15 protein-coding genes are annotated in these 22889 nt (G+C 70.5%); 6 read left to right on the top strand and 9 right to left on the bottom strand.

Annotated elements, in window-relative coordinates; all coding sequences use genetic code 11:
• Window positions 1–85: 85 nt before the first annotated feature.
• Complete coding sequence (locus tag AC16DP_RS39585; protein ID WP_329733085.1) at window positions 86–5371, bottom strand: trifunctional serine/threonine-protein kinase/ATP-binding protein/sensor histidine kinase; 5286 nt, start codon at window positions 5369–5371, stop codon at window positions 86–88.
• 224 nt (window positions 5372–5595) lie between these two features.
• Between AC16DP_RS39585 and AC16DP_RS39580 the strand changes: the two genes are divergently transcribed.
• Both AC16DP_RS39580 and AC16DP_RS39575 read left to right on the top strand, forming a co-directional pair.
• A complete protein-coding gene (locus AC16DP_RS39580) occupies window positions 5596–7008 on the top strand; it encodes a hypothetical protein (RefSeq protein ID WP_329733086.1) in 1413 nt (470 codons plus the stop codon).
• A 65-nt stretch (window positions 7009–7073) separates the two neighbouring features.
• Window positions 7074–7697: a Uma2 family endonuclease gene (locus AC16DP_RS39575; RefSeq protein WP_329733087.1), complete on the top strand. Its 624-nt coding sequence runs from the start codon at window positions 7074–7076 to the stop codon at window positions 7695–7697.
• Between the two features lie 37 nt (window positions 7698–7734).
• Here AC16DP_RS39575 and AC16DP_RS39570 read toward each other — a convergent pair whose 3' ends face one another.
• From AC16DP_RS39570 to AC16DP_RS39545, 6 genes are all read right to left on the bottom strand, one after another.
• On the bottom strand, window positions 7735–8271 hold the full coding sequence (locus tag AC16DP_RS39570) for an SCO6045 C-terminal-like domain-containing protein (protein WP_329733088.1): 537 nt from the start codon (window positions 8269–8271) through the stop codon (window positions 7735–7737).
• A complete protein-coding gene (locus tag AC16DP_RS39565; protein WP_329733089.1) occupies window positions 8258–9106 on the bottom strand; it encodes an MbnB/TglH/ChrH family RiPP precursor modification enzyme in 849 nt (282 codons plus the stop codon). Before AC16DP_RS39565 ends, AC16DP_RS39570 begins: the two co-directional genes overlap by 14 nt.
• The gene (locus tag AC16DP_RS39560) at window positions 9103–10041 is read right to left on the bottom strand and encodes a TIGR04222 domain-containing membrane protein (protein ID WP_329733131.1); all 939 of its coding nucleotides are present in this window, start codon (window positions 10039–10041) and stop codon (window positions 9103–9105) included. The genes AC16DP_RS39565 and AC16DP_RS39560 overlap by 4 nt, the downstream gene beginning before the upstream one ends.
• A gap of 250 nt (window positions 10042–10291) precedes the next feature.
• The gene (locus AC16DP_RS39555) at window positions 10292–12352 is read right to left on the bottom strand and encodes a PilZ domain-containing protein (RefSeq protein WP_329733090.1); all 2061 of its coding nucleotides are present in this window, start codon (window positions 12350–12352) and stop codon (window positions 10292–10294) included.
• 523 nt (window positions 12353–12875) lie between these two features.
• Window positions 12876–14426 (bottom strand): AAA family ATPase, encoded by a 1551-nt coding sequence (locus AC16DP_RS39550; RefSeq protein WP_329733091.1) that lies wholly within the window; start codon window positions 14424–14426, stop codon window positions 12876–12878.
• A complete protein-coding gene (locus AC16DP_RS39545) occupies window positions 14423–14908 on the bottom strand; it encodes a hypothetical protein (RefSeq protein WP_329733092.1) in 486 nt (161 codons plus the stop codon). The genes AC16DP_RS39550 and AC16DP_RS39545 overlap by 4 nt, the downstream gene beginning before the upstream one ends.
• A gap of 181 nt (window positions 14909–15089) precedes the next feature.
• Between AC16DP_RS39545 and AC16DP_RS39540 the strand changes: the two genes are divergently transcribed.
• Together AC16DP_RS39540 and AC16DP_RS39535 are read left to right on the top strand one after the other, a co-directional pair.
• Window positions 15090–18092 (top strand): serine/threonine-protein kinase, encoded by a 3003-nt coding sequence (locus AC16DP_RS39540; RefSeq protein ID WP_329733093.1) that lies wholly within the window; start codon window positions 15090–15092, stop codon window positions 18090–18092.
• Between the two features lie 94 nt (window positions 18093–18186).
• Window positions 18187–18885: a head GIN domain-containing protein gene (locus AC16DP_RS39535; protein ID WP_329733094.1), complete on the top strand. Its 699-nt coding sequence runs from the start codon at window positions 18187–18189 to the stop codon at window positions 18883–18885.
• A 94-nt stretch (window positions 18886–18979) separates the two neighbouring features.
• On the opposite strand, the gene AC16DP_RS39530 is transcribed toward AC16DP_RS39535, so the two are convergent.
• Entirely contained in the window at window positions 18980–20446 is a 1467-nt protein-coding gene (locus tag AC16DP_RS39530) for a mechanosensitive ion channel family protein (protein WP_329733095.1), read from the bottom strand.
• A 201-nt stretch (window positions 20447–20647) separates the two neighbouring features.
• Between AC16DP_RS39530 and AC16DP_RS39525 the strand changes: the two genes are divergently transcribed.
• Complete coding sequence (locus tag AC16DP_RS39525; RefSeq protein WP_329733096.1) at window positions 20648–21247, top strand: DUF938 domain-containing protein; 600 nt, start codon at window positions 20648–20650, stop codon at window positions 21245–21247.
• Window positions 21248–21250: 3 nt separating this feature from the next.
• On the opposite strand, the gene msrB is transcribed toward AC16DP_RS39525, so the two are convergent.
• Window positions 21251–21727 carry a peptide-methionine (R)-S-oxide reductase MsrB gene (gene msrB / locus AC16DP_RS39520; protein ID WP_329733097.1) on the bottom strand — a complete coding sequence of 159 codons (477 nt, stop codon included), beginning with the start codon at window positions 21725–21727 and terminating at the stop codon, window positions 21251–21253.
• Window positions 21728–21904: 177 nt separating this feature from the next.
• Between msrB and AC16DP_RS39515 the strand changes: the two genes are divergently transcribed.
• The gene (locus tag AC16DP_RS39515; protein ID WP_329733098.1) at window positions 21905–22885 is read left to right on the top strand and encodes an aldo/keto reductase; all 981 of its coding nucleotides are present in this window, start codon (window positions 21905–21907) and stop codon (window positions 22883–22885) included.
• Window positions 22886–22889: the final 4 nt, after the last annotated feature.

Genomic DNA, 22889 nt, shown 5'->3' with positions numbered 1-22889 from the left:
CTGGGGGAAGGGACGTCGAGGCTGCCAGGGCCCGAGGAGCCCCGTCAAACGACCCTCCCCGCCCCCCTCCGGCCACGTCCACTCCCTACTGGAGCGGGAGCTCCAACGTGGCGGTGGCACCCTTGCCTGGCCCGTCACTCTCCAGCAGCAGGTGGCCTCCCAGCAGCTGGGCCGCCAGCGCGCTCGAGTGCAGGCCGAACCCATGCCCGTCCCGGCGCGTGGTGAAGCCGTGCGAGAAGAGCCGCTCGCGGATGCCCTGCGAGATGCCCACGCCGCTGTCCACCACCTGGATGCGCGCCAGGTCCCCCTCCAGGGAGAGCCTCACGGACATCCGCCGCTCGCCCTCGGGCACCCCATCCAGCGCGTACCTGGCGTTGCTGATGAGGTTGATGAGGATTTGCAGCACCTTGTGCTTGTCGACCCGCACCCGGCGTGAATCCCTCACCTCGCGGATGACGGTGACGCCGTGGCGCTCGAGCGCCGGCATCTGGATGCGCAGCGCGTCGTCCACCAGCTCCGACAGCTCGCACTCGTCGAGGAGCAGCGCCGTCCTGGCGTAGTCCTGCTGCACCTGGACGATGGAGCGGATGTGCTCCACGTGCCAGCCCATCTCCGTCAGGCCGTCGCACACCTTCGTCTGCTCCGCCAGGAGCGTCTCGGCGAGCGCGGAGATGTAGTCCGGCATCCGCAGCCCACGGGGATCCCTCGTGAAGAACTCTTCCAGGCACCCGCGGTGCTCCTCCAACAGCGCCGACACCTGCTTGAGCCGGCCGAGGCGCGAGCCCGCCACCGTCTCGCGCAGCACCTCCAGGTTGACCACGGCGCTGGTGAGCACGTTGCCCACGTTGTGCAGCACGTTGGAGGCCACTTCCGTCATGCCCACCGCGCGCGCGGTGTCCACCAGGTGGGCCTGGGCCTGCCTCAGCTCCCGCGTCCGCTCCTCCACCCGTGCTTCCAGCTCGTCATTGGCGCGCCGCAGCGCCGCCTCCGCGTGCTGCACCTCCGCGTACAGCCTCGCGTTCTCCATGGAGATGACGGCCTGCGAGGCCAGGTGCCCGAGCAGCGTGAGGCGCTCGGGGGTGAAGGCCTCGGTGGTCAGCTCGTTCTCCAGGTACAGCACGCCGTAGAGTGCCTCCTGGCGCAGCAGCGGCAGGCACAGCACCGAGCGGACCCGGCCCCGCGCGAGGTATTCGTCGGCCACGAAGGCATGGGGCCGCGTGGCATCGCCGAGGAGCACGTGCTCGCGCGTGCGCTTGACGTAGGAGAGGAGCGTCCACGGCAGCTCCCGGGACGCCTCGGCTTCCGGCTGGACGAGGGCCTCTCCCGGGGAGACGCCGCAGATGGCCATCACCCGGAGCTCGTCCCCTCGCGCCAGCACCAGGGCGCCCCGCCGGGCCCCCGCGTTCTCGAGGGCCACCTGCAGGAGCGTGTTCACCAGCCGCTCCTGGACGATCTCCCCGGAGATGGCCTGCTGGGCCTTCACCACCGTCAGCGCGTCGATGCGCGTCGAGCCCGTGCTGTCCTCGCATCCCTGGGAGTCCACCGCGAGCGCGAGGTCCGGCCAGCGGGCCTCCCACTGCTTCACCTTGCCCAGGGCGCCCCAGCGCAGGTACGCCTCCCGCGCCGAGCGCGCATAGGCGTCGGCGATCGTCTGGAAGCGCCGCTCGCGCCAGAAGTTCGCCGCCAGCTCGCTGGCCAGCGCCACGTTCTGGATGAAGCCATGCTCCCGGGCCGAGTGGACCGCGTCCTCGTAGGCGCGCGCCGCCTCCTCGTTGCGCCCCATCACCCGGGCCAGCTCCGCGGCCACCATCCGCTCGGGCGCCAGGAAGGTCTCGGGGCAATGGCCCGCCCACTCCGCCAGCTGCCGCTGGTGCCCGCCAATCTCCTCCAGCCACCGCTCCCGCTCCCCGGGCGCCTCCCCCGGTGGACACGCGGCCAGCGTCAGCCCCCGGTACAGGTGGAAATCCAGCAGCTGGATGTGGCCGAGGGAGGACCAGGCGAGCGCGGCGGCCTTCTCTCCCGCCTCCCGCGCCTCCGCGTACGCGCCGCACATGAAGCGCGCCTGCATCTTCAGAATCCAATACCAGCACCGCATGGTGCTCATGCGCTCGGGCGTCAGCCCCGCCTCGAAGGCTTCCTCCTCGAGCTCCTCGCCGCTCAGCGAGCCGAACGAGCGCGTGTGCCCGCGCAACTGCTGGATGTAGGCCCGCGTGCAGCGGATGACCTCGCGCACGTCCAGGTACCCGGCCCGGTGGGCGAAGTCGTAGCGGGCCACGGACTCCGCGTACACGTCATCCAGCGGGTAGCCCAGCGCGAGGCAGTCCGTGACGATGTGGTTGCAGCAGTAGCACGCCACCTGGAAGTCCCCGCCCTGCAGCGCGTGGTGGAAGGCGCCGCGGATGAGCTCCAGCGAGCGGGACAGGGGCCGCGTCCAGTAGTTGATGAGCTCCAGGCTGTAGAGCGCCATGCCCCGGGCCGAGGCGAAGCCATGACGCTCCACCAGCGCGCAGGCGAGCTCGCCAAAGGCATACCCCTCCCGGTACTTCTTGAAGGCGGGCCCCAGCACCAGGCCGTACCAGGAGTACCCGTGGACGGACGCCTCGCTGTTGCCATGCCGCAGGCTGAGCGCCACCAGCCGTGAGAGCGTGAGGATGAGCAGGTGGTTGTCGGTGAAGAACGTGGGCGTGAAGAGGGCGCCCAGGATGCTGAGCACCGCCTGCAGGTCCGGATCCTCCACCCGCGGCAGCTCCACGAGGCTCTCGATGGAGCGCTCGCCCAGCAGGGCCCACACCTCGTCGTTGGCGGCCACCACCTCCTCCCAGGAGGGATGGAGCGCGATGGGCATGCCCAGCCGCTCCAGGCACTCCAGCAGGCTGGAGACGGACGCCTGGATCTCCCCGGCGGCCAGGTGCAGCTCGCTCCTCAGGCGGTACACGGCGGCGGTCTGCGCGGGGGTGCGCGCCTGGGAGAGCAGCTCCCCGGCCAGGGCGAGCGTCCCGGCGGTGTTGCCACTCATGAACTCGCTGGTGGCCTGGTCCATCCGCAGCTGGAAGGCGAACGCGGGGTCCGTCGTCCACGGATCTCCTGGAATCAGCTCGAAGGCCGTCGTGAAATAGACGATGGCCGAGCGGTGCGCCGTCGAGCGCCTGGCCCTCCAGCCCGCCTCGGCGTTGAGCCGCGCCACGCGCAGCCGCTCCTCGGGGGTGGTGAGCAACTCCAACCCGGCGTTGAGCTGCCCCACCACGTCGAAGAGCTTCTCGCGCAGCTCCTCGGGTGTCAGGCGCTCCAACGACAGCCGGCCGATGCGCAGGTGCACGGCCTTGCGCTCCCGCTCGGGGATGAGCGCCTGCGCCGCCTGTTGGATGCGATCATGGAGGAAGCGCAACTGCTCCGGGCCCCCGCGCGCCACCAGGCCCTCCTGGAGCGCGGGCTCGAGGCCGTCCTCCACCTCGTTCCGCGTGAGGCCGGAGACGAGGGCCAGCATCGGCAGCGGGAAGACATTGCCCACGCACGCCGCCAGGCGCAGCAGGTGCTGCGTCTGCTCCGGCAGCAGGCGCAACCGGCCCACCATGAAGTCGACGACGTTGTCCGAGTAGCCCCGGGCCCGCACGCCCGCGGCATCCCACCGCCACCGCCCCTCCGCCGTGCGCGTCACCAGCCCGTCCTGGTGCAGCGTCAGCATGAACTGGATGAGGAAGAAGGGATTGCCCCCCGTCTTCTCCAGCACCACGGCCGAGAGCGGCGCGACGATGTCCTCCCCCACTCCCGGCAGCGCGTCGGCCACGAGTTGCTGGAGCTGCCCGCGGCTCAACGGCTCGAGCCGGATGCCGGTGAGGCGCGCGTCCGTCTTGCGCAGCTCATCCAGCATCAGCATCAACGGGTGCGAGGGGCTCACCTCGTTGTCGCGGTAGGCCCCCACCCACAGCACCGGCGGCACCTCCGGGTCCACGAGCAGGTGCTGGATGAGATTGAGGCTCGCCAGGTCCGCCCACTGCAGGTCATCCAGGAACACGACGAGCGGATACCCGGCGTGGGTGAAGGCACCGAGGAACCGCTGGAAGATCCGGTGGAAGCGGTGCTGCGCCTCGGCGGGCGGCACCTCCTGGACGGCGGGTTGCCGGCCCACGACGAGCTCCAACTGGGGCACCAGCTCCACCAGCACCTGGCCCTGCTCGCCCCACGCCGCGTGCAGCCGCTCGCGCCACGTCGCCAGCTCCTCGTCCGTGCCCGCCAGCAGCTGCTGCACCAGCCCGCGGATGGCCTGCGACAGCGTCGCGTACGGCACGTCCCGCTGGAATTGATCGAACTTGCCCTGCAGGAAGAAGCCCCGCCGCTCCACCACCGGCCGCTGCAGCTCGTGGACGGCCGCCGACTTGCCGATGCCCGAGTAGCCGCTCACGAGCACCAGCTGCGGCCGGCCTCCCCGCGCCGTCCGCTCGAAGCGCTCGAACAGCGTGGCCACGGCGGCCTCGCGCCCGTAGAGCCGCTGCGGCATCTGGAAGTGGTGCGGGAAGTCCTGCTCGCCCAGCGCGAAGGCCTCGCGCTCCCCGCGCAGCAGCCGCTCCCGGCACCGCTCCAGGTCCGCCTTCAGCCCGTCCGCGCCCTGGTAGCGCTCCTCGGCCACCTTCGCCAGCAGCTTCATGACGATGGCCGACAGGGCGGGCGGCACCGACTCGAGCACCTCGTGCGGCGGCCTCGGACGCACGGCCAGGTGCGCGTGGAACCAGCCGAGTGCGTCCTGCGCCTGGAAGGGCAGCGCGCCCGTGAGCAGCTCGTAGAAGGTGACGCCCAGCGAGTAGAAGTCCGTGCGGTAGTCCACCGCCCGGTTCATCCGCCCCGTCTGCTCCGGGGACATGTACGCCAGCGTCCCCTCGATGGCGTAGGACAGCGCCGAGTCCACGTGCTCCACCCGCTGCAGCGTGGCCGAGCCGAAGTCGATGATGCACCCCTCCCCCTCTGGCGTGAGGATGAGGTTGGAGGGCTTCAGGTCCTTGTGGATGACGCCGCGCCGGTGGATTTCGCCGAGCGTCGCGGCCAGGGAGATCGCCAGCGAGAGGAAGCGGGTGATCTCCAGCCGCTGGCCCACGCGTCTGGACAGGGGCTCCCCCTCCACCTCCTCCAGCAGCAGCAGGGGGCGCGAGTGGGTGAGCTCGCACGCATGGACGCGGGGCACCCCTCGCACGTCCCGGAGCCGCTGGAGGAGGCCCTGCTCACGCCGGTAGCGCTCCCACTCGCGCGGGCCGGGCGAGGGCTGCAGGGGCGTCTTGATGATGACGGGCCGGTTGTCCGCCCCACACACGGCGTGGAAGAGGTGGTTGGCGCTCGTCGCTCGCAGGGGCTCGAGCAACGTGTGGCCCGGGATGTTCATCATGGTATGGCCTCAAACCGGTTCGGTTCTTTCGGCCACGATCGGCCTCTCCCCCCTGCCCGCTGCTCCCCACATCCCTGGCGGGGAGCAGCGCCCGCCTGATGAGCGCCTTCGCGGCATGGCTGCTTCGTCAGTGCAACTCCTGATGCCACGACCGGCGAGTGTTCCGCAACGAACATATCACCGGGCGTGGGTGCGCTACGCTGACGGTGCGAGGGAGGAGGGCCATGAAGCACGAGGCACACATCCGGGAGCAGGCACAGCTGGCCCGGCGGCTCTCGGACGAGCGGAGCCACCTGTTCGAGCAGGTGCCGTTCGCCCGGGAGCTGGAGCGAGGAGAGCCGGAGCTGGAGCGGATCGCCCGGCCGGTGGTGGCGGTGGCGGGCGCGGCCCGGGTGGGCAAGAGCACGCTGAAGCGGGCGCTGGGCACGGAGGTGCCCTGGAAGTGGCTGGAGGTGGAGTCGGGCGGCGGCGGGGAAACCGGAGGCCTGAGCGTGGGCGGGCTGGCCGAGCACTGCCTGCTGGTGCTCACGGCGGGGGAGGCACCGTCCGGGGAGGTGCTGGCGTGGCTGCCGCGGCTCGCCGAGGCGTTCCCCGAGGGCTCGCTCCAGGTGGTGCTCACGCGCTGCGATGCGCTGCCCGAGGGGATGCCGGCGGGCACCGCGCGCGAGCGGCTCGAGCCGGTGCTGCGGGAGGCGGTGCCCGCGCGGACGCTGCCGGTGCTCACCGTGTCGGGCAGCACGGGCGAGGGGCTGGAGGCGCTGCGCGCGCAGGTGGCGGAGGCGCTGGCGCGGCGGCAGCGGGTGCTGCTCGAGGAGGCGCTGAAGGACTGGAGCGGCGTGCTCGCGGACGTGCACGCGCTGCTGGGGATGAGGGAGCTGGCGAGGCTGAGGCCGGAGACGCTCACGCGCCTGCGGCTGGGCCTGGACGATCTGCTGCGGGAGGAGGGCCGGCGGTTGGAGGGCGAGCTGCCCCGGCTCGCGGAGGAGAGCGTGCGCGAGCTGGAGCCGCGGCTGCCGGAGACACAGCGCGCGTTGACGCGGGCCTTCCGGGAGAAGCTGGGCGCGCGGGTGGAGCCGCGCTCGCACGCGCTGCGCCAGCGGCTCGACCAGGTGCTGGCGCGCGAGCTGGCGAGAGACGTGGAGGACAAGGCCGGGGGCAAGGCGCGGCTGGAGCTGGCGGACCGGTTCGGCCGGCTCGTGGAGCCGCGCTCGCTCTTCTTCGATTGGGGCTTCGCGAAGAGGGGCGGAGTGGCGGGAGTGGGCGCGGCGATGGTGACGGGGGTGGCGCGCAAGCATGGAGGGTGGGCGGTGCTGGGAGCGGCGCTGCTCGGAGGCGTGCTCGCGGGCCTGCTGGGCAGGGGCGCGAAGGTGAACACCGCCGAGGAGCTGAAGCGCGTGGTGGCCGAGCCACTGCTGGAGGACTCGCTGCGGCGGCTGAAGGAGGCCACCGAGAATTCGCGCGCGGATGTGGAGAGGTTGTGCGGACTGCTGCGGAAGGTGGCGGAGATCTTCTCGCCCGAGCAGGCGCGGACCCATGACGTCGAGCGATGGGGGCAGGCCGTCACCGAGGCCGAGAGCCGGAGGGAGCAGCTCGGCCGGGAGCTGACGGAGCTGCAGTGGAAGGACGCGCGCGCGTAGGGTGTCGAGTGGAGAGTCTCGAAGGGAGACGGTTCCCGGCCCCGGCATTGCACGGGGCGAGGGGCATGATGAAATCCTCAGTCATGGCCATCCGCCGTCCACCCGAGTCCGAGTCCACCGAGCGAAACGCCCCGTCCGTCGAGGCGGCCTTCCAGGCAGCGCCGGAGGAGATGGTGGCGCAGATCATGAACGGTGCGTTGCACCTCAGTCCGCGTCCGGCCCGCCCGCATGCCAACGTCACGTCGAACCTGGGCGGCATCCTCATGGGGCCCTTCAAGTTTGGCAGCAGTGGACCGGGCGGGTGGGTCATCATCGATGAACCCGAGCTGCACCTCGGCCCCGGCCCGGACAAGCTCGTACCGGACCTCGCCGGGTGGAGGCGTGAGCGCCTGCCGCGCGCCGTGGGAGGCAAAGAGGCTCCAGCACACTACGATCTCGCGCCGGACTGGGCGTGCGAGGTCCTCTCCGAGCGCACGCGGCGCAGGGACAAGGGCCACAAGATGCGCATCTACGCCCGGGAAGGCGTGCGGCACGTGTGGCACGTGGATCCGCTGGCCCAGACGATTGATGTGTTCCGGCTCATCGAGAGGGAATGGCTGCTCGTCCATTCCTTCGCCGGAGGCGAGCGGGTACGCGCCGAGCCCTTCGAGGCCCTCGAACTGGATCTGGCGCTCGTCTGGTCCGAGTAGCTTGCCACGAGAGCGCCATGAGCGGGGTGAACAGGTACTACGACCTTTGGGACGACCAGCGGCGGCCGAGCACCACCGGGACTGCCATGCCTGCGGGCAGTCTGAACCAGCGCTCGCCGTGGCCCGCCCAACGGATACCCAGGAGGCGGTACCCGCTTGCTGGCAGCACGCCATGCACCAGCGAGAATCCCCGGCGCGGCACCAGTCCATCTCCGCTCCGGCGGAAGCGGAGATCCACCCCGAGCACCTGCCGGCTCACGGCCTCCGGCAGGGGGCCCTCCCGGGACAGCAGCTCGATGAAGGCGCGTCCATCCGCCAGCGGCCCACCCCGCGCGGGCAGCGGTGTCTGTCTGGCGAATGCATCGAATCTCTCCCGGAACCCGTCTCCCAGGGCCCGGGCCAGCGAGGGCCAGGTCCGCGCCACCGCCCGGCGCCGCTTGGACGCGAGGGACTCCGCCGCCGCCTCCACGTCCGAGCGCTCGAAACCCGGAGGCGATGGCGCGCTCCCCGTGAGGGCCCGCAGGAAGCCGGCCTGCGCCCGCTCGAGCCGGTGCCGTGCGTCATCGGACGGCATGCGCCCCCTCCCCTCGCGAGAGGACTCCGGTGATGGCGTCCAGCTCCGCCGCCAGCTCCGCGTCCGGTGGAAAATGGTCATCCCGCTCGAGCAGCACGCCCGGGGGCCGGGTCCGTTCACACAGGGCCGCGAGCAGCTCGAGCGGCTCGCGCGGCAACGGGTGCGCGTGGGTGTCGTGGTAGCGGCCCCCCTGCTCGACGCCTCCCGCCATGTGCACGTAGGCGAGCCGCTCCCATGGCAGACGCTCCAGCCACGAGAGCGGCTCCCAGCCATGGTTCCTCGCGTTCGCGTGCAGATTCGCCAGGTCCAACAGCAGCAGCGTGTCCGTGCGCTCCACCAGCTCCGCGAGCAGGGTGGCCTCGTCCAGCTCCGGCGAGGGCCACTCGACCAGCGTGGCGATGTTCTCCAGCGCCAGCGGGACGGGCAGCGCCTCCCGCGCCAGCCGCACGTTCTCCACCAGCACCTCCAGCATCTCGCGCGTGCGCGGCACCGGCAGCAGGTGTCCCGACTCGAGGCCCCCCGCCCTCACGAAGCAGACATGATCACTGACGAGCACCGCGCCCACGCGCTCCGCGACCCGGGCCAGGTGCTCCAACCGGCGCGGCTCGGGGGGTGCCGCTCCCCCCAGCGAGAGCGACACCCCGTGCAGCACGAACGTCATCCCCCGCTCGCGCAGGTTCTCCAGCGCCGGCGGCAAGGGACCCCGGGGCTCGAAGTCCTCCGCGAGCAGCTCGACGAAGCCGAGCCCCGGATGGCGATCGATGAAGTGGGCCAGCTCGGGCCTCCAGCCCATCCCGAGCCCCAACGTCCCCGGCCACCGCTCCCCAGGTGTCATCCGCCGCCTCCACAGCCGCCACAACCGCCCCCACCCCCGCAGCTGCTGCCTCCGCCTCCTCCGCAGCTGCTGCCGCCCGAGCCGCTGCAGCTGCTCCCTCCTCCGCCCCCGCCGTACCAGTAGGGACCTCCTCCCCCGGACGTCCAGCCGCCACCGCTCATGAGGGGAGCCGCCAGGTGCAGCAGCGAGTGCTGCAACTCCGCCAGGGCGGGCAGCGTCACCACGGAGAGGCCGAAGAGCCCCATGAGCAGGAGGGACTCCTTCTCCGGCAACCCGGACGCCGCCTGTGCCCGCGCCGTGGTGACGAGCGCCGCGTTCTGCCGGCACAGGGTCTTGACGACCCGCTTGCCCCGGAGCGTCCGCGTGTCCCGCGTCATGCGCTTGACGAAGAGGATGGACCCCACCGTCCCCACGACGAGCAGCACCTTCAGGTATCCCGTGGGCCGGTTCCACGACTGGGCGAGGTCGAGCTTCACCAGGCCGATGATGATGATCGCTCCCAGGAGGTAACTGGGGATGCGTTTGAGCCGGAGGCGCTCATCGCTGGAGAGCAGCAACCTTTTCCTGATCAGCTCCTTCGCGAAGAGCTCCTCCGCGACCACCATCGCCTGTTGATGGACCGATCCGATCGACCGCCCGTCCTCGGGCAGGGAGTCGTGGATGGCGAGCTCGAGCGGATGCCAGAACCTGGAGGTGTGGGCTCGCTCGCCCCTGAGGAGGCGCTTGGCCTGGGCGTCGTAGACGAGATCGCCCCGCTCGACCAGATGGGCAATCACCGTATCGGCTGCCCTCTTCCCGCCCCCCGCCAGGAACGCCATCGCGTAGGGATCGAGATCGCGATCCGCTGGCGTGCCCTCGTCGCCCGGCCCGCGCAGCCTCTTGATCAGGAGGTACGCCGCGATGAATCCCACCCCCAGCAGCGTGATGTAGAACATCAAGAACTGCGGTCCACGGAGATAAAAGGGAAACATCGTCACCCTCCATCCGAAGCCATTCCTGTCTGTTGAACATGGGAACGGTTCGGATGGATTGAGCTTGCTCTGACAGGCCGTCTGGACAGGAACGGACCGCTCAATCCCTCACCCCAGCCCTCTCCCAGAGGGAGAGGGAGCATCGCACGGGCTCAACCCGGGAGACGTGGCACCCTCACCCCGTCCCTCTCCCGGGGGGCGAGGGGATATTTGCTCACAGATCTCCCCTCGGGGTCGTCGCCTCGCACAGGTGCTCGATGAAGTCCGGCAGCAGTTGTGCCGAGAGGATCCAGATACGTCCCTCTCCCAGGTCCACCAGCTTCGCCTTCTCCGTGTACCCCGTGTGCTCCGTCTCCACGTAGTGCACGAACACGTTCAGCCCTCGCGCCCGGTACCACTCCGCCGCTCCCGCCAGCAGCGCCAGCAGCGCTTGCTGCCCCTCCTCCGAGGCCTCGTCCACCAGCGAAATGACTCGCAGCCCGTCCAGCACGTGGAACAGGTTCAACCCCACGTGCGCCGTTTCCAGGATTCCCACCGCCAGCGCGCGCCCGTCCTTCCGCGCCACCAGCACGTCCCGCTCCCGCTTCAGCCCGGCCTCGGCCCACTTCGCCTTGAGACTCTCGAGCCCGAACCGCTCCGGCACCAGGTCCAATGCCTCCCGGTACGCCTCCGGCCTCGTCTCCTTCAGCCGCTCGAACAGCGCCGCCTTCTCCTCCTCCGCCGGCGCCCCCAGGCTGAAGCCCTCCGGCATCTCCCACTCCCGCCTCGCGTCCGCTTCCATGAAGCGGAACGGCACCATGCACGCCTGCCCCGTGTGCTGGTACCACTCCGCGAAGTCGAACGCCGTGAAGCGCACCCACCTCACGTTCGCCTCGCAGTACGCCAGGAACCACTTCACCTCCGGATCCGTCTGCGCCGGCTCGAACCCTCTCAAATACACGTCCCGCAACGCCTCGCGCGCCGTGCTCCTCAGCTTCTCGTTGCGCGGCTGGTGTCTCGCCAGCTGGTGCGCCAGCCAGCTCCCCGAGTACGGCTTCAGCCACGACAGGCTCGCCTCCACCGACTCCCCACCCGGCATCGGCCTCACCACCCGGTAGCCCAGCCTCCGGTACCCCTCCAGCCTCTCGTGCGCCTCCCGGTACTCCGCCTGCATCCGCGCGAAGTCCCCCGGGCTCTTCCCCGACAGCCGGAAGTACCCCGAGCGCTCGAACAGCTCCCACGTCCCCCGGTTCCAATCCCCAGACACCCGCGTGTTCGGATGGCTCTGCTCCTCCACCAGCTCCCGCCAGCGCGCCAGCTCCCGCTCCCCCAGCGGCTCCACCTTCATCCCGCACCGCCGGCCCAGCGCCGTGCCCGTGATGTTGCGCACCTCCGCCCGCATCCTCACCGGCTCCCCTCCCGGCACCCCCACCTCCAGCTCCGGCAGCACCAGCCCCGGGTACAGCAGGTCCTCCCCCGGCTGTGTCGCGAACGACAGACCCTCGTACGAGATATCCGTCAGCTCCCGCTCCACCCGCACCTGCGGCCACAGCGGATGCCCGAACCGCGCCGAGCACCCCTCTCCCGCCGGTGCCCTCCTCAGCTTGCGGTGCCGGTAGCGCACCAGCTCCCGCGGCAGCGGCACACCCCACAGCCCGTCCTCGTACACCGCGTGCTCCACCCAGAAGTGCAGCACCGAGCTGAAGCCAAACACCTCCAGCGTGAACGGCACCGGCGGCAGCGAGCCTCTCACCTCCCACGACACCCGCCCGTCGTACTTGTCGTAGAGCGCCGCCACCAGCTCCACATCCCCGCCCGCGCACCGCGCCATCCCCCGGCACCGCCTCGCCGTCAGCGCCTCGAAGATGCGGCCAATCCGGTCCACCCGCGTAATCCGCTCCCGCCAGATGGGGTGCGAGCTCGGCGCCTCGAGCTGGCCCAGATCCCTCCAGCCCTCCAGCATCGTCACGATGTGACGGCCCTGGTCCAGCGGCGGCGCCACGAAACGCAGGCTCAGCTCCGGCCGCTCCTCCGGGCCCGGCTGGTACTCGTTCACCACCTCGGCCCTCAGCATCTGGGCCTCGCCTCCCACGCCCAACAGCACGTTCGTCCGCTGGCCCGGCCTCAGCCCCGTGGGCCTCGCCAGGCTCAACGTCAGATGCTCCGGCGACAGCTGCACCAGCCTCCCCGCCGAGTGCAGCTCCCCCACCTCCGCCACCGCCGCCAGCCCCGGTCCCATTCGGTAACCCAGGCCGCTTTCCCGCGTTCGCACGCGCTCCGCCTTCTCCGTCGCCATGGGAACTCCGTTTGTCGTGGAGAGCTGATTTACGTGAACACTGAAAGTTTTTTGCCCCACCGTCGTACCGGCCACCTGGATGGAATTTCGGTTCCGCCAATGTGGACACACGCCCAAGCCCTTGCAGCGGCACCCCGGGGCCGGATCTCCGGAAGCGTTGCTGCCCAACCCCGCCTCCGTGGCACGCCGGACAGTGAACAGCTCCCTCGTACCGCCGGTAGGCATTGCCTCCTCCCCTCGCCGCACCCAGGGCATGGGCATTCCGTGCCTCCTGGAGTTTTCTTCTGGTTCTTGAGAATGAACCCCCGGACACCTCACCCCCCGAGCTTCCGTGTCACACCAGGCTCAGCGGTTCGTGGGTACTCGGATGTGGGTGGAATCCGCTGTGATTGCGCTCTCACGCGAAAATCACGGTGGGGATTTTCGCTCCGGAGCTGCCGGTCCTACGAGCGGGGTTTTCGCGAATGGCCGGTTCGAGGTGCCCCCTCGCTCCGGCTGAGGCGCGCGGCTGGCGGATGGGCCGCTACGCGGTGCTCTGCTGCTTGGAGTTCACCGCCTCGCCGGAAGCGAGGCCCAGGAGCAGGACCACTGCCTCGCGCATCTCCGGGTGCAGGGCGCTGAGTGCTCTCTGTGTCGAGGGTGCCTCCTGGACGGTGAGAGCGGTGGAGTAGGGAGGAATGTCCTCCGCGAGGATGCCCCTCTCCCGCAGGCGCCGGTAGCACTCCAGGACGTGGGGACGGAGGCTGGGAACGCGCGCCAGCCGGGGCATGTGGGTGCGGAACGTCTCTTCCATCACGCCTGACCCGATGTGCAACTCCGAGAGCCATTCTTCCAATTCTTCTGCCACAGGCCCTCTTTGGGAGTCAGACCCGAGGAAGGTCTGGGCCACACGAGCGGTGTCACGATTCAGTTCCTCCGGGTTGCGGCCATACCAGTGCTGGAAGAACTCCGTCAGGAAATGCAACCGCTGGCGGATGGACTCGCCCTCGCGCATCTGCATCCAGATCCGGAAGAGGCGATCCGTCAGCTCGTAGTAGCGGCTGCGCTGGTCCTCGGGCCGCCCCCCCGGACAGACGAATCGCTCGTTGACGAGCCTGGTGATGTTCGCCGTGACCTGTGGTGTGGTGAGCCGCGTCCTGCGCCCGACCTCCGTCGGCGTCAGCGGGCCTTCAGCCAACGCCATCTCGGTCAGGATGCGGACCATCTGCGGGGAAACATCGTTGAGTCGTGCCTGGTAATACGGAGTCACCTCGTCGAGCAGTTCGAGGAGCTGGGTATGCAGATCCTCCGTGACGCCGTGCCGCAGGACGCCATACAGCGCCAGCACGAGTCTTGGATTACCCCCGCTGAAGTGGAAGATGGCCTCGATGCGGAGCCTGACCTGTTCCATCTTCCCAAGCAGGTTCTCGTCCTGGTCCCATTGCGCACGCGCTTGAACCAGCCCGATGACCTCTTTCCTGGATAGCTCCTCGAGCGTGTTGATCTGGAAGAAGTCGTAGAAGGGGGCACTGTGCTCGACCGTGGCCTCGACATAGCTGGTCGCCGTGGCGAGCAGGATGAAGGGCGGTTCCTGCATCAGGACCTCCCTCAAACGGCTCTGGTCCCGGCGCGCCGTCAGCTTCCGATCGAGGAACTGGCCCAGGTTCTCCAGGACGACGAGGCAGGGCTTCCCATGTTTCTGCCTCCACGACCTCAGCCGATCGATCGCGAGCTCCTCCACCTTGCGCGGATCCCGCTCCTGCGCGAAGGGAGAAGCCTTCAGCCCCTCCAGGCGGATGATGATCTGCTCGAGCAGCTCCGCCACGCTGGCGACCTGGTAGTGCTCCTCCGGCAGGCGGGCGACGCCCCACCCATGGTTCTGCCGGAGCCGCCGGCTGAGCAGCTCCGTGAAGTGGCTCTTGCCCGAGCCACGAGGCCCTATCAGCAGCCAGTGCCGGGTGCTCGGACCCGCGCCATCCGCGAGCAGGTCGCGCTCGAGCGCCTCCATCTGCGGCCACCTGCCAACAAAGGTCTTCTCCAGTTCCTCGAAGGAGGCCCGGGAGGGATTGAACAGCAGGGGCGCGCGCTGGCTCATGGCTTCCTCCGGACTCCCGGGGCATTTCGCAGCCACCAGTCCTTCAGGAAGTTGCTGTGGAAGCGCACCTCACCCCCGCTGCGCGTCACGTAGTAGTCGGACTCGAGCCGCGCCACCAGGTCATCGAGCTCGACCTTGTCCAGACCGTGCCGCAGCAGGGCCATGCGCAGATCATCGGTGGGGAGCTCCTTGGTCTTCTTGAGCATCCCCAGGACTGGATCCAGCTGCATCAGACTGGCCGCCAGCTCGGTGAGGAACTGAGCGGGCGTCTCGACGTACTCCACATCCAGCTGCCGCACGCTCCAGGCGGGCCACGGCTGATCATGCAGCGCGTACATCAGCGACGACTTGCCCCAGCGCCTCGGAGCCGTGAGCAGCACGCTCCCTCGCTCCAGCAGCTTCCAGACCACCTCCACGTCCCTCTCCCGGCCCCAGAAGTCCGGTCCCCGCGCTGGCGCGCCTGCGATGTTCCTCGGTGGCATGTCGGCTCCCCGTCCGCTGCTCGAATCGTGCAACGAGGATATTGCGCAACGATTCCATTGCGCAATCCGCCCGTTGCGCATCCCTTTCTCCGGGATCAAGCGATTTCAAAGAATTACGGTGAAAATCACGGGGGTGGCTTTCACCTTCGAGCCCCGAGTCCTATAAGCTTGGTTTTCTCGAATGGCTGGGTCGAAGCTCCCCTTCGCGCCGGGTGATGTGCGCGGCCGGCAGATGGGCAACTACGAGGTGCTCTGCCGTCTGAGCACCGGTGGGATGGCGGAGATCTTCCTCGCCTCCAAGCGGGGCCTGGCCGGCTTCCACAAGCCCGTGGTGCTCAAGAAGATCCTCCCGGACATCCAGGGCCAGGAGGAGTTCGTCCAGATGTTCCTGGACGAGGCCAAGGTCACCGCCGCCTTCAACCACCCCCACATCGCCCAGGTGTTCGACCTGGACGTGGACGAGGACGAGCTGTTCCTCGCCATGGAGTTCGTCCCCGGCGCCACGCTCCTGGAAGTGGCCCGCGCCTGCCGCGCCACCAACGAGCCCATGCCCATGGGCCTCGGGCTCGCCACCGTGAGGGACACCGCGCTCGCGCTGCACTACGCGCACACCTTCACGGACGCGCTCGGCCACCCCTCGCCCGTCATCCACCGCGACGTGGCCGAGAAGAACATCATGGTGACGTACGAGGGCGTCACCAAGCTGTTGGACTTCGGCATCGCCAAGAGCCTGTCCGCCGTCAGCCGCACCGTGGTGGGCATGGTGAAGGGCACCAGCGGGTACATGTCCCCCGAGCAGATTCTCGGCGAGCCGCTGGATGCCCGCAGCGACTTGTTCAGCCTGGGTGTGGTGCTGCACGAGTGCCTCACCGGCATGCGGCTCTTCCCCGGCAAGGTGCCGGCGGCCGTGGTGCAGGCGGTGCTCAAGAACCCCATCCCCGAGCCCTCGCGCGCCAACAAGGCCATCCCCCCCGAGCTGGATGCCATCGTGCTCAAGGCGCTCGCGCGCAAGCGGGCGGACCGGTACGCCACCACGCTCGAGTTCGCCCGCGCCCTGGAGCGCGCGGCGGGCCCCCTCATCTGGCTGCCCGAGCAGAATGGCGAGCTGCTGCGCCGCCTCTTCGCCGAGCGCCGCGAGCAGACCCGGCAGCTGCTGGCCAGTGGCCGCGCCGGTGTCGACGGCACGGGCGTGGTGAAGCTCGCCCAGCTCTTCCCGGACAAGGACGCGCCCGTCCCGCCGCCGGCTCCTCCCGAGGCGGCCGCCGCCGCGGGCCCGCCCCCGCGCACGCCCACGCCCAACGCGCCGCGCTTCCCCATCATCTCCGCGCCCCACCTCCCGGCGCCCGGCCGCGAACGGCCGGATCAGACGGAGCTCGTCCCCTACCCCGTCGTCGCGAAGCCTCCCGGCGCGCTCCCGGGGGACAAGCGGACCACCTCCTCGTCCCAGCTCCCCTCCACGCCGCCTCCTCCTCCCGAGGAGACCGGAGTCCAGACGGCCACGGCCCGCGCCCGCCCGGCCCGCGCCCCGGTGGATCCCTCCACCCTGCCCTCGCTCCCCGTCCTCATCGAGCCGCCCCGGGCCCCGGCTCCGTCCGCCCCGGCCCGCGCCCAGGTGGATCCCTCCACCCTGCCCTCGCTGCCCGTCCTCACCGAGCCGCCCCGCCCGGTGCGCTCCCCCACGCCCGTGGAGCAGAACCGGGCCGCGGCTCCGGAGCCGGCCCGCGCCGAGCCGCGCCCTCGCGGCAGCCTGGGCCGCTCCGATGCCGTGCCCGCCCTCCCGGAGAACGAGCCCGGGCTGAAGACCGCCGTCATCCGGCCGCCCCGCTCCTCGCCCGCCGGCGAGCAGCCCGCCGCCTCGGACTCGGACGCCACCCAGCCCCGGTACGACTCCACCCGCGTCGCCCGCCGGCCCTCGCCGGAGCCCGAGGACGCCGTCACCCTGCCCACCGGCTCGTCCACGTTGCCTGCAACTCCCCCGCTCCCCTCCGAGAGCCCCACCGCGCCCGCCCGGCGCGCGCCGCTGGCCCGGACGCCGGAGCCCGAGGACGACGAGGGACCGGAGTTCCTCACCGCTCCCTATCTCCGGCCGCCGGCCACGCCCTCGCGGCCGGTGGAGCCCGAGAACGATGGGCCGGAACCGCCCGCGGCCTCCCGCTCCTTCCCCGGGCCCCGGAGCGACGAGCCGGACGAGGAAGAGCTCACGCCCGTCCATCCCCAGCCCATCTCCCGCAGACACACCCCTGTGAAGCGGGAGGTCGATCCCTCGGAGGAGGCCACCCTCACCAACAGCGAGGCCACGGCCCCCGCGGCCCCCTCGGCCCCCTCGGCCCCCTCGCGCCGGGGAGTGCTGTGGGCCGCGCTGCTCCTCCTGCTCCTCGTGGGAGGACTCGCCACCCTCGTGGTGCTGAGGCTGGATGGGGGGCTCGTGTCCTCCCAGCTCTTCCCGCCTCCACCGGAGGCCCCCGCGGTCCCCGCCACGGAGTCCCCACCGGAGGCCCGGACCGCACCCGCCATCCCGGGTGACTCCGCCCCCGCTCCCGAGACTCCCGAGAGCACCGAGGCCGCCGCCGCGAACGCCACGCCGGAGGCCACCGCCCCCGAGGCCGCCGCGAGCGCCATGCCGGAGTCCGCCACCCCCGAGACCGCCGCCGCGGCCCCGCCGGAAGCCAGCGCTCCACCGGACGCCGCCGCCCCCACGGAAGCCCTGGCCGCCGTGCCGCCAGAGGAGAACGCGGGCACCGCTCCGGGCTCGCCGCCGGATGAATCCACGGAGGCCTCCCCGAAGGACGAGGCGCCGGCGCAACCGGCGAAGCGCGGCAAGGGGACGACCTCGCGCCGGACGGCCCCACGCACCGCGTCCAACGTGGAGACGTCGCCCGAGCAGGTGACCACGGCGGACGAGGCGGATCGGGCCTGGCAGGCCCTGGAGCGCGAGCGTACGGGCGCGGCCGAGCCCTCGGGGAACAAGGGCTTCCTGACGCTCGCCACCGAGCCCTACGCCAAGGTGTACCTGGGCAGCCAGGTGCTGGGCGAGACGCCCCTCTTCCGGGTGCCCTTCGCGCCGGGCAAGTACACCCTGCGGCTGGTGGCTCCCCGCTTCAAGACCCTGAAGCTCCCGGTGGAGATCAAGGCGGGCGAGGTCACCTCCATCCGCGCGCCCCTCGAGAAGCTCGTCCGGGAGTGAGCGGCCGGGCGGCCCGCGTGCAATCGCTCGCGCGGCGGTGCGTACCTCGAGGAACACGAGGCCCCGCGGCCTCTCCCTTCTCCGAGGTTCCACCATGCAGCTGCGCTCCCTGCTCCTCCCCGTTGCCCTCCTGGCCTCCACGTCCGCCTTCGCGCAGGACGCCGCCAAGGCCGGGCAGATCGAGGTCCCCGACTTCCGCGGTGTGGCGGTGGCCCATGGCATCCACGCCGAGGTGAAACCGGGTCCCAAGTCGGTACGCCTGGAGGGCAGCAAGGACGACCTGGCCCGGGTGAAGCTCGAGGTGAAGGACGGCGTGCTGACGACGCAGGTGGAGAAGGGATCGTCCTACTTCGGCAAGGGCCTGAAGAACGTCCGCCTGTACGTCACCAGCCCGCGCGTGGAGAGCGTGGCGGCCAGCGGCGGCGCCGACGTGGACGCCGAGGCCACCCGCGTGGACACCTTCGAGGTGGCCGCCAGCGGGGGCGCCGAGGTGGAGCTCACCCGGGTGGACTCGAAGAACGTCCAGGTGGCGGCCAGCGGCGGCTCGGAGCTGAGCCTCGAGGGCAGCGCGGGTGAGCTGAAGGTCACCGGCAGCGGCGGCTCGGTCATCGAGGCCGGCAAGCTGCGGCTCGAGTCGCTCCAGGTGAACGCCAGCGGCGGCACCCGCGTCGAGGCCTCCCCCGAGCGCAGCATCCAGGGCAACCTGTCCGGTGGCTCGACGGTGAAGGCCGGGAAGAAGCCCGCGAGCGTACAGGTGAACAGCTCGGGCGGTTCTCAGGTGCGGTACGAGTAGCTCTTGAAGTAGGACGGGCCGCGGATCACGAGGTACCGGGGTGGGGACATGGGGCTGGGGGGCTCCATGTCTCCACCCTTCTCGTTTCCAGGGCTCAGTCGAGCCGGAAGATGCTCTTGAGCCGGCCGAGGATGTCCACCTCCTCGGTGATGGGCAGCGTCTCGCCCGAGGCCGTCATCGCCGCCTCCAGCTGCATGCGCCGGTGCGCCAGCATTCCGGACAGCTTGGGCGCCAGCTCCGGGTGCTCCTCGAAGAGGCGCGCGAACACCGGCCGGCCCAGCTCCAGCAGCACCACGTCCGTGAGCGCCACCACCGTCGCCGTGCGCGGCTCGCCCGTCAGCAGCGACATCTCCCCGAAGTAGTTGCCCCGCGACAGCCGCGACACCTCCACCCCTCCCGTGCGCACGCTCAGCTCGCCCCGGCCCACCAGGTAGAAGGTGTTGCCCTTCTCGCCCTGGACAATCACGTGCTCGCCCCGGGCGAAGCGCCGCGCCACCATCTCCCGCCGCAGCTTCGTCCGCTCCTCCTCGCGCAGCACCTTGAAGAGGTCCACCCGCCGCAGCATGTCGGCGACCAGCTCCTCGGAGAACTCGGAGCCCGGTGCCCCGAGCGGCATGTTCAGCTTGCGCTGCGCCGGCAGCTCGATGCCCTCGCGCCGGAAGCGGTACCAGATGCGCGTGTAGAACTCGGCCATCACCGCGTCGGCGTTCGAGTAGTCCTCCACGTAGTAGCGCACCTGGTAGCGGATGCCGAGCTCCTCGAAGCCCACCGAGCGGCACATCGGCGGCGGCACGCCCAGCACCAGCGGCACCTGCTCCAGCACCTCCAGCACCGCCTCCTTCACCTCGTTGGGCGCCCGGTCGTACGGGCCATGGAAGGACAGGTCCACCCCCACCGGCTGCCCGCCCCGCGAGTAGTTCTTCACCGCCTCCTTGGAGCAGATGTTGTTGGGCAGGGTGATGATCTCCTTGCGTGACGTCTCCAACCTCGTGGCGCGCCACGCCACCTGGACGACCCGCCCGGTGATCTCCTTGATGGTGACCCAGTCCCCCACCTGGTACGGGCGCTCGAGCTGCAACGACAGGCCCGCGAAGAGGTTGCCCAGCGTGTCCTGCATCGCGAGACCCAGCACCACCGAGACGATGGCCGAGGTGGCCAGCAGGCTCGTGAGATCGATGGCCAGCTCGGCGCGCAGGATGGGGACCACGGCGATGACGTAGAGGGAGATCTCCACCACGTCCCGGAGGATCTTCGGCGGCGGGGTGCGGATGCCCAGGCGCGTCAGCGTCAGCACGCCCAGCGACATGCCCGCGCGGATGCCGCCGAAGGCGAACGTGAGCATCCACGCCACGCGCAGCAGCGGGAGGACCCGCGGGTGCAGTACATCTCCGAACTGCCCGTCCACCACGCGCAGCACCAGGAACGTCATCAGGAAGCCGAGCGCTCCCTGGAGTTCCTTGCGGAACTGCGCGTCCGCGCTCGCCGCCCGGACCCCGATGACCAGCAGCGTGAAGAGGACTCCCGCGATCAAAGACAGATGGCTCTGCAGGAAGGGCAGCACCGGGTGAGCCTCTCCCCGGGCACAGAGGGAATCAAGGCACGCGGAGTCTCGCTTCCAGGGATGAACACGGACTCGGATACCCTCACCCCGGGGGGCTTGCCCCCCCTTTGAACGACGGGGGGCTCCTATCCCGGGGGGAGAGGGGATATCGGGCGGATTTTTGTGACGGGGGAGCAATCGTCGGGGGAGCATGCGCAACCCATGAAACAGCACGCCCCCTCCGCCGAACGCAACCGCGCGCCCCTCCTCCCCGTCCTCCGCGAGCTCCTGCCCTCGCGGGGAAATGTCCTCGAGGTGGCCAGTGGCACCGGGCAGCACGCCGTCTTCTTCGCCCGCGCCTTTCCGCGGCTCGTGTGGCAGCCCACCGATGCGGACGCCGTCGCCCGCTCGAGCATCGAGGCCTGGCGCCGGGACGAGGGTCTGCCCAATGTGCTCGAGCCGCTCGCGCTGGATGCCAGTGCCTCCCCCTGGTCCGTGGAGTCGGCGGACGCCATCGTGTGCATCAACATGGTCCACATCTCCCCGTGGGAGGCGTGTCAGGGATTGATGCGCGGTGCGGCGCGGGTGCTTCCGCACGGAGGGCCGCTCATCCTCTACGGGGCGTACTTCATCGAGGGCCGGCCCACCGCGCCGAGCAACCTCGCCTTCGATGCCTCGCTGCGCGAGCGGAACCCGGCCTGGGGTGTGCGCGAGCTGGGCGCCGTCACCGCGGAGGCGCGAGCCCACGGGCTGGAGCTCGATCGGGTGATCGACATGCCCAGCAACAACTTCACCGTCGTGTTCCGCAAGCGCGGCGCGTGAGGCTCACTTCGGCCGGAAGTCGAGCGACACCGAGTTCATGCAGTAGCGCAGGCCCGTGGGCTCCGGGCCATCGTCGAACACGTGCCCGAGGTGCGAGCCGCAACGGCTGCACACCACCTCGGTGCGCACCATGAACCCACTCCTGTCCTCGTGGGTGTCCACGGCGCCGGGCAGGGGTTGCCAGAAGCTCGGCCAGCCCGTGCCCGAGTCGAACTTCGTCTCCGAGCTGAACAGCGGTTGTCCACACGCCGCGCAGTGGTAGGTGCCGGCGGCCTTCAGGTCCCAGTACTTCCCCGTGAAGGCGCGCTCCGTGCCCTTCTGGCGCAACACCCTGTACTGCTCGGGCGTGAGCTGTTGCTTCCACTCCGCCTCGGTCTTCTGGACGGCGTACACCTTCGTGCCCTCGCCATGTGAATGCCCGGACTCCGGCTTCCCGGCCGCCAGCCCCCCGAGCACCAACAACGGCAGGAGCAGCAGCACCCCGTATCGGCTTCGTCTCTCCTGGCTCATATCTTGTGGATAAGTGCCTCGACCCTTTTCGGTTACAGGAAGGCACCGGCTCCGTCCCCAAATTCTCCACAATCCGGCCGTCCACTCTCCCGCAGAGCCGCCGCACGAGCCTCCCCACGGCCACCCGCTTCGGGTAGGCAGGAGGCCATGTCACGCACCCTCGGGGCCTCCGGGCCCGCCGTGTCTCCCCTGGGCCTCGGACTCGCCGCGCTCGGCCGCCCCGGGTACATCACCCTCGGCCATGCGGAGGATCTCGGCGGCGATCGCTCCGCCGAGGCCCTGGAGCGCCAGGCCCATGAGGTGCTGGATGCCGCGTACCTCTCGGGCGTCCGCTACTTCGATGCCGCCCGCTCCTATGGCCGGGCCGAGGCCTTCCTCGCCTCGTGGTTGAAGGCTCGCGGCCTGGGCCCGGAGGACGTCGTGGCCGGCTCCAAGTGGGGCTACACCTATACCGCCAACTGGCGCGTGGACGCCGAGCGCCACGAGGTGAAGGACCACTCGCTGCCCACCCTGCGCCGGCAGTGGGCCGAAAGCCAGACACTGCTCGGGCCCTGGCTGCGGCTGTATCAAATCCACTCGGCCACCTTCGAGAGCGGCGTGCTGGAGGACACGGGAGTCCGGGAGGAGCTCGGACGGCTGAGGGACTCGGGGGTGCGCGTGGGGCTGTCGCTCAGTGGGCCCCGGCAGGCCGAGGTGCTGCGGCGGGCCCTGGACATACGTGCCGGCGGCTCGCCGCTGTTCTCCTGCGTGCAGGCCACGTGGAACCTGCTGGAGCCCTCGGCGGGACCGGTGCTCGCCGAGGCCCATGCGGCGGGCTGGGGTGTCATCATCAAGGAGGCCGTCGCCAACGGGCGGCTCACGGCGCGCAACGAGGATCCGGCGTTGTGGTCCTTGCACGAGGTGGCCGCGGGCCTGGGCGCCACGGTGGACGCGGTGGCCATCGCCGCGGTGCTCGCGCAGCCATGGGTATCCGTGGTGCTGAGCGGGGCCACCACCGTGGAGCAGCTCCAGAGCAACGTGCGCGCGCTGGAGGTGAGGCTCGGGGACGAGGCATGGGAGAAGCTGCGCCGCCTCGGCGAGCCACCGGAGACCTACTGGACGAAACGCTCCGCCCTGCCATGGAACTGAGGGG

This window comes from Archangium sp. (genome assembly GCF_057119385.1).
This window is presented reverse-complemented; position numbering and strand designations above follow the sequence as displayed.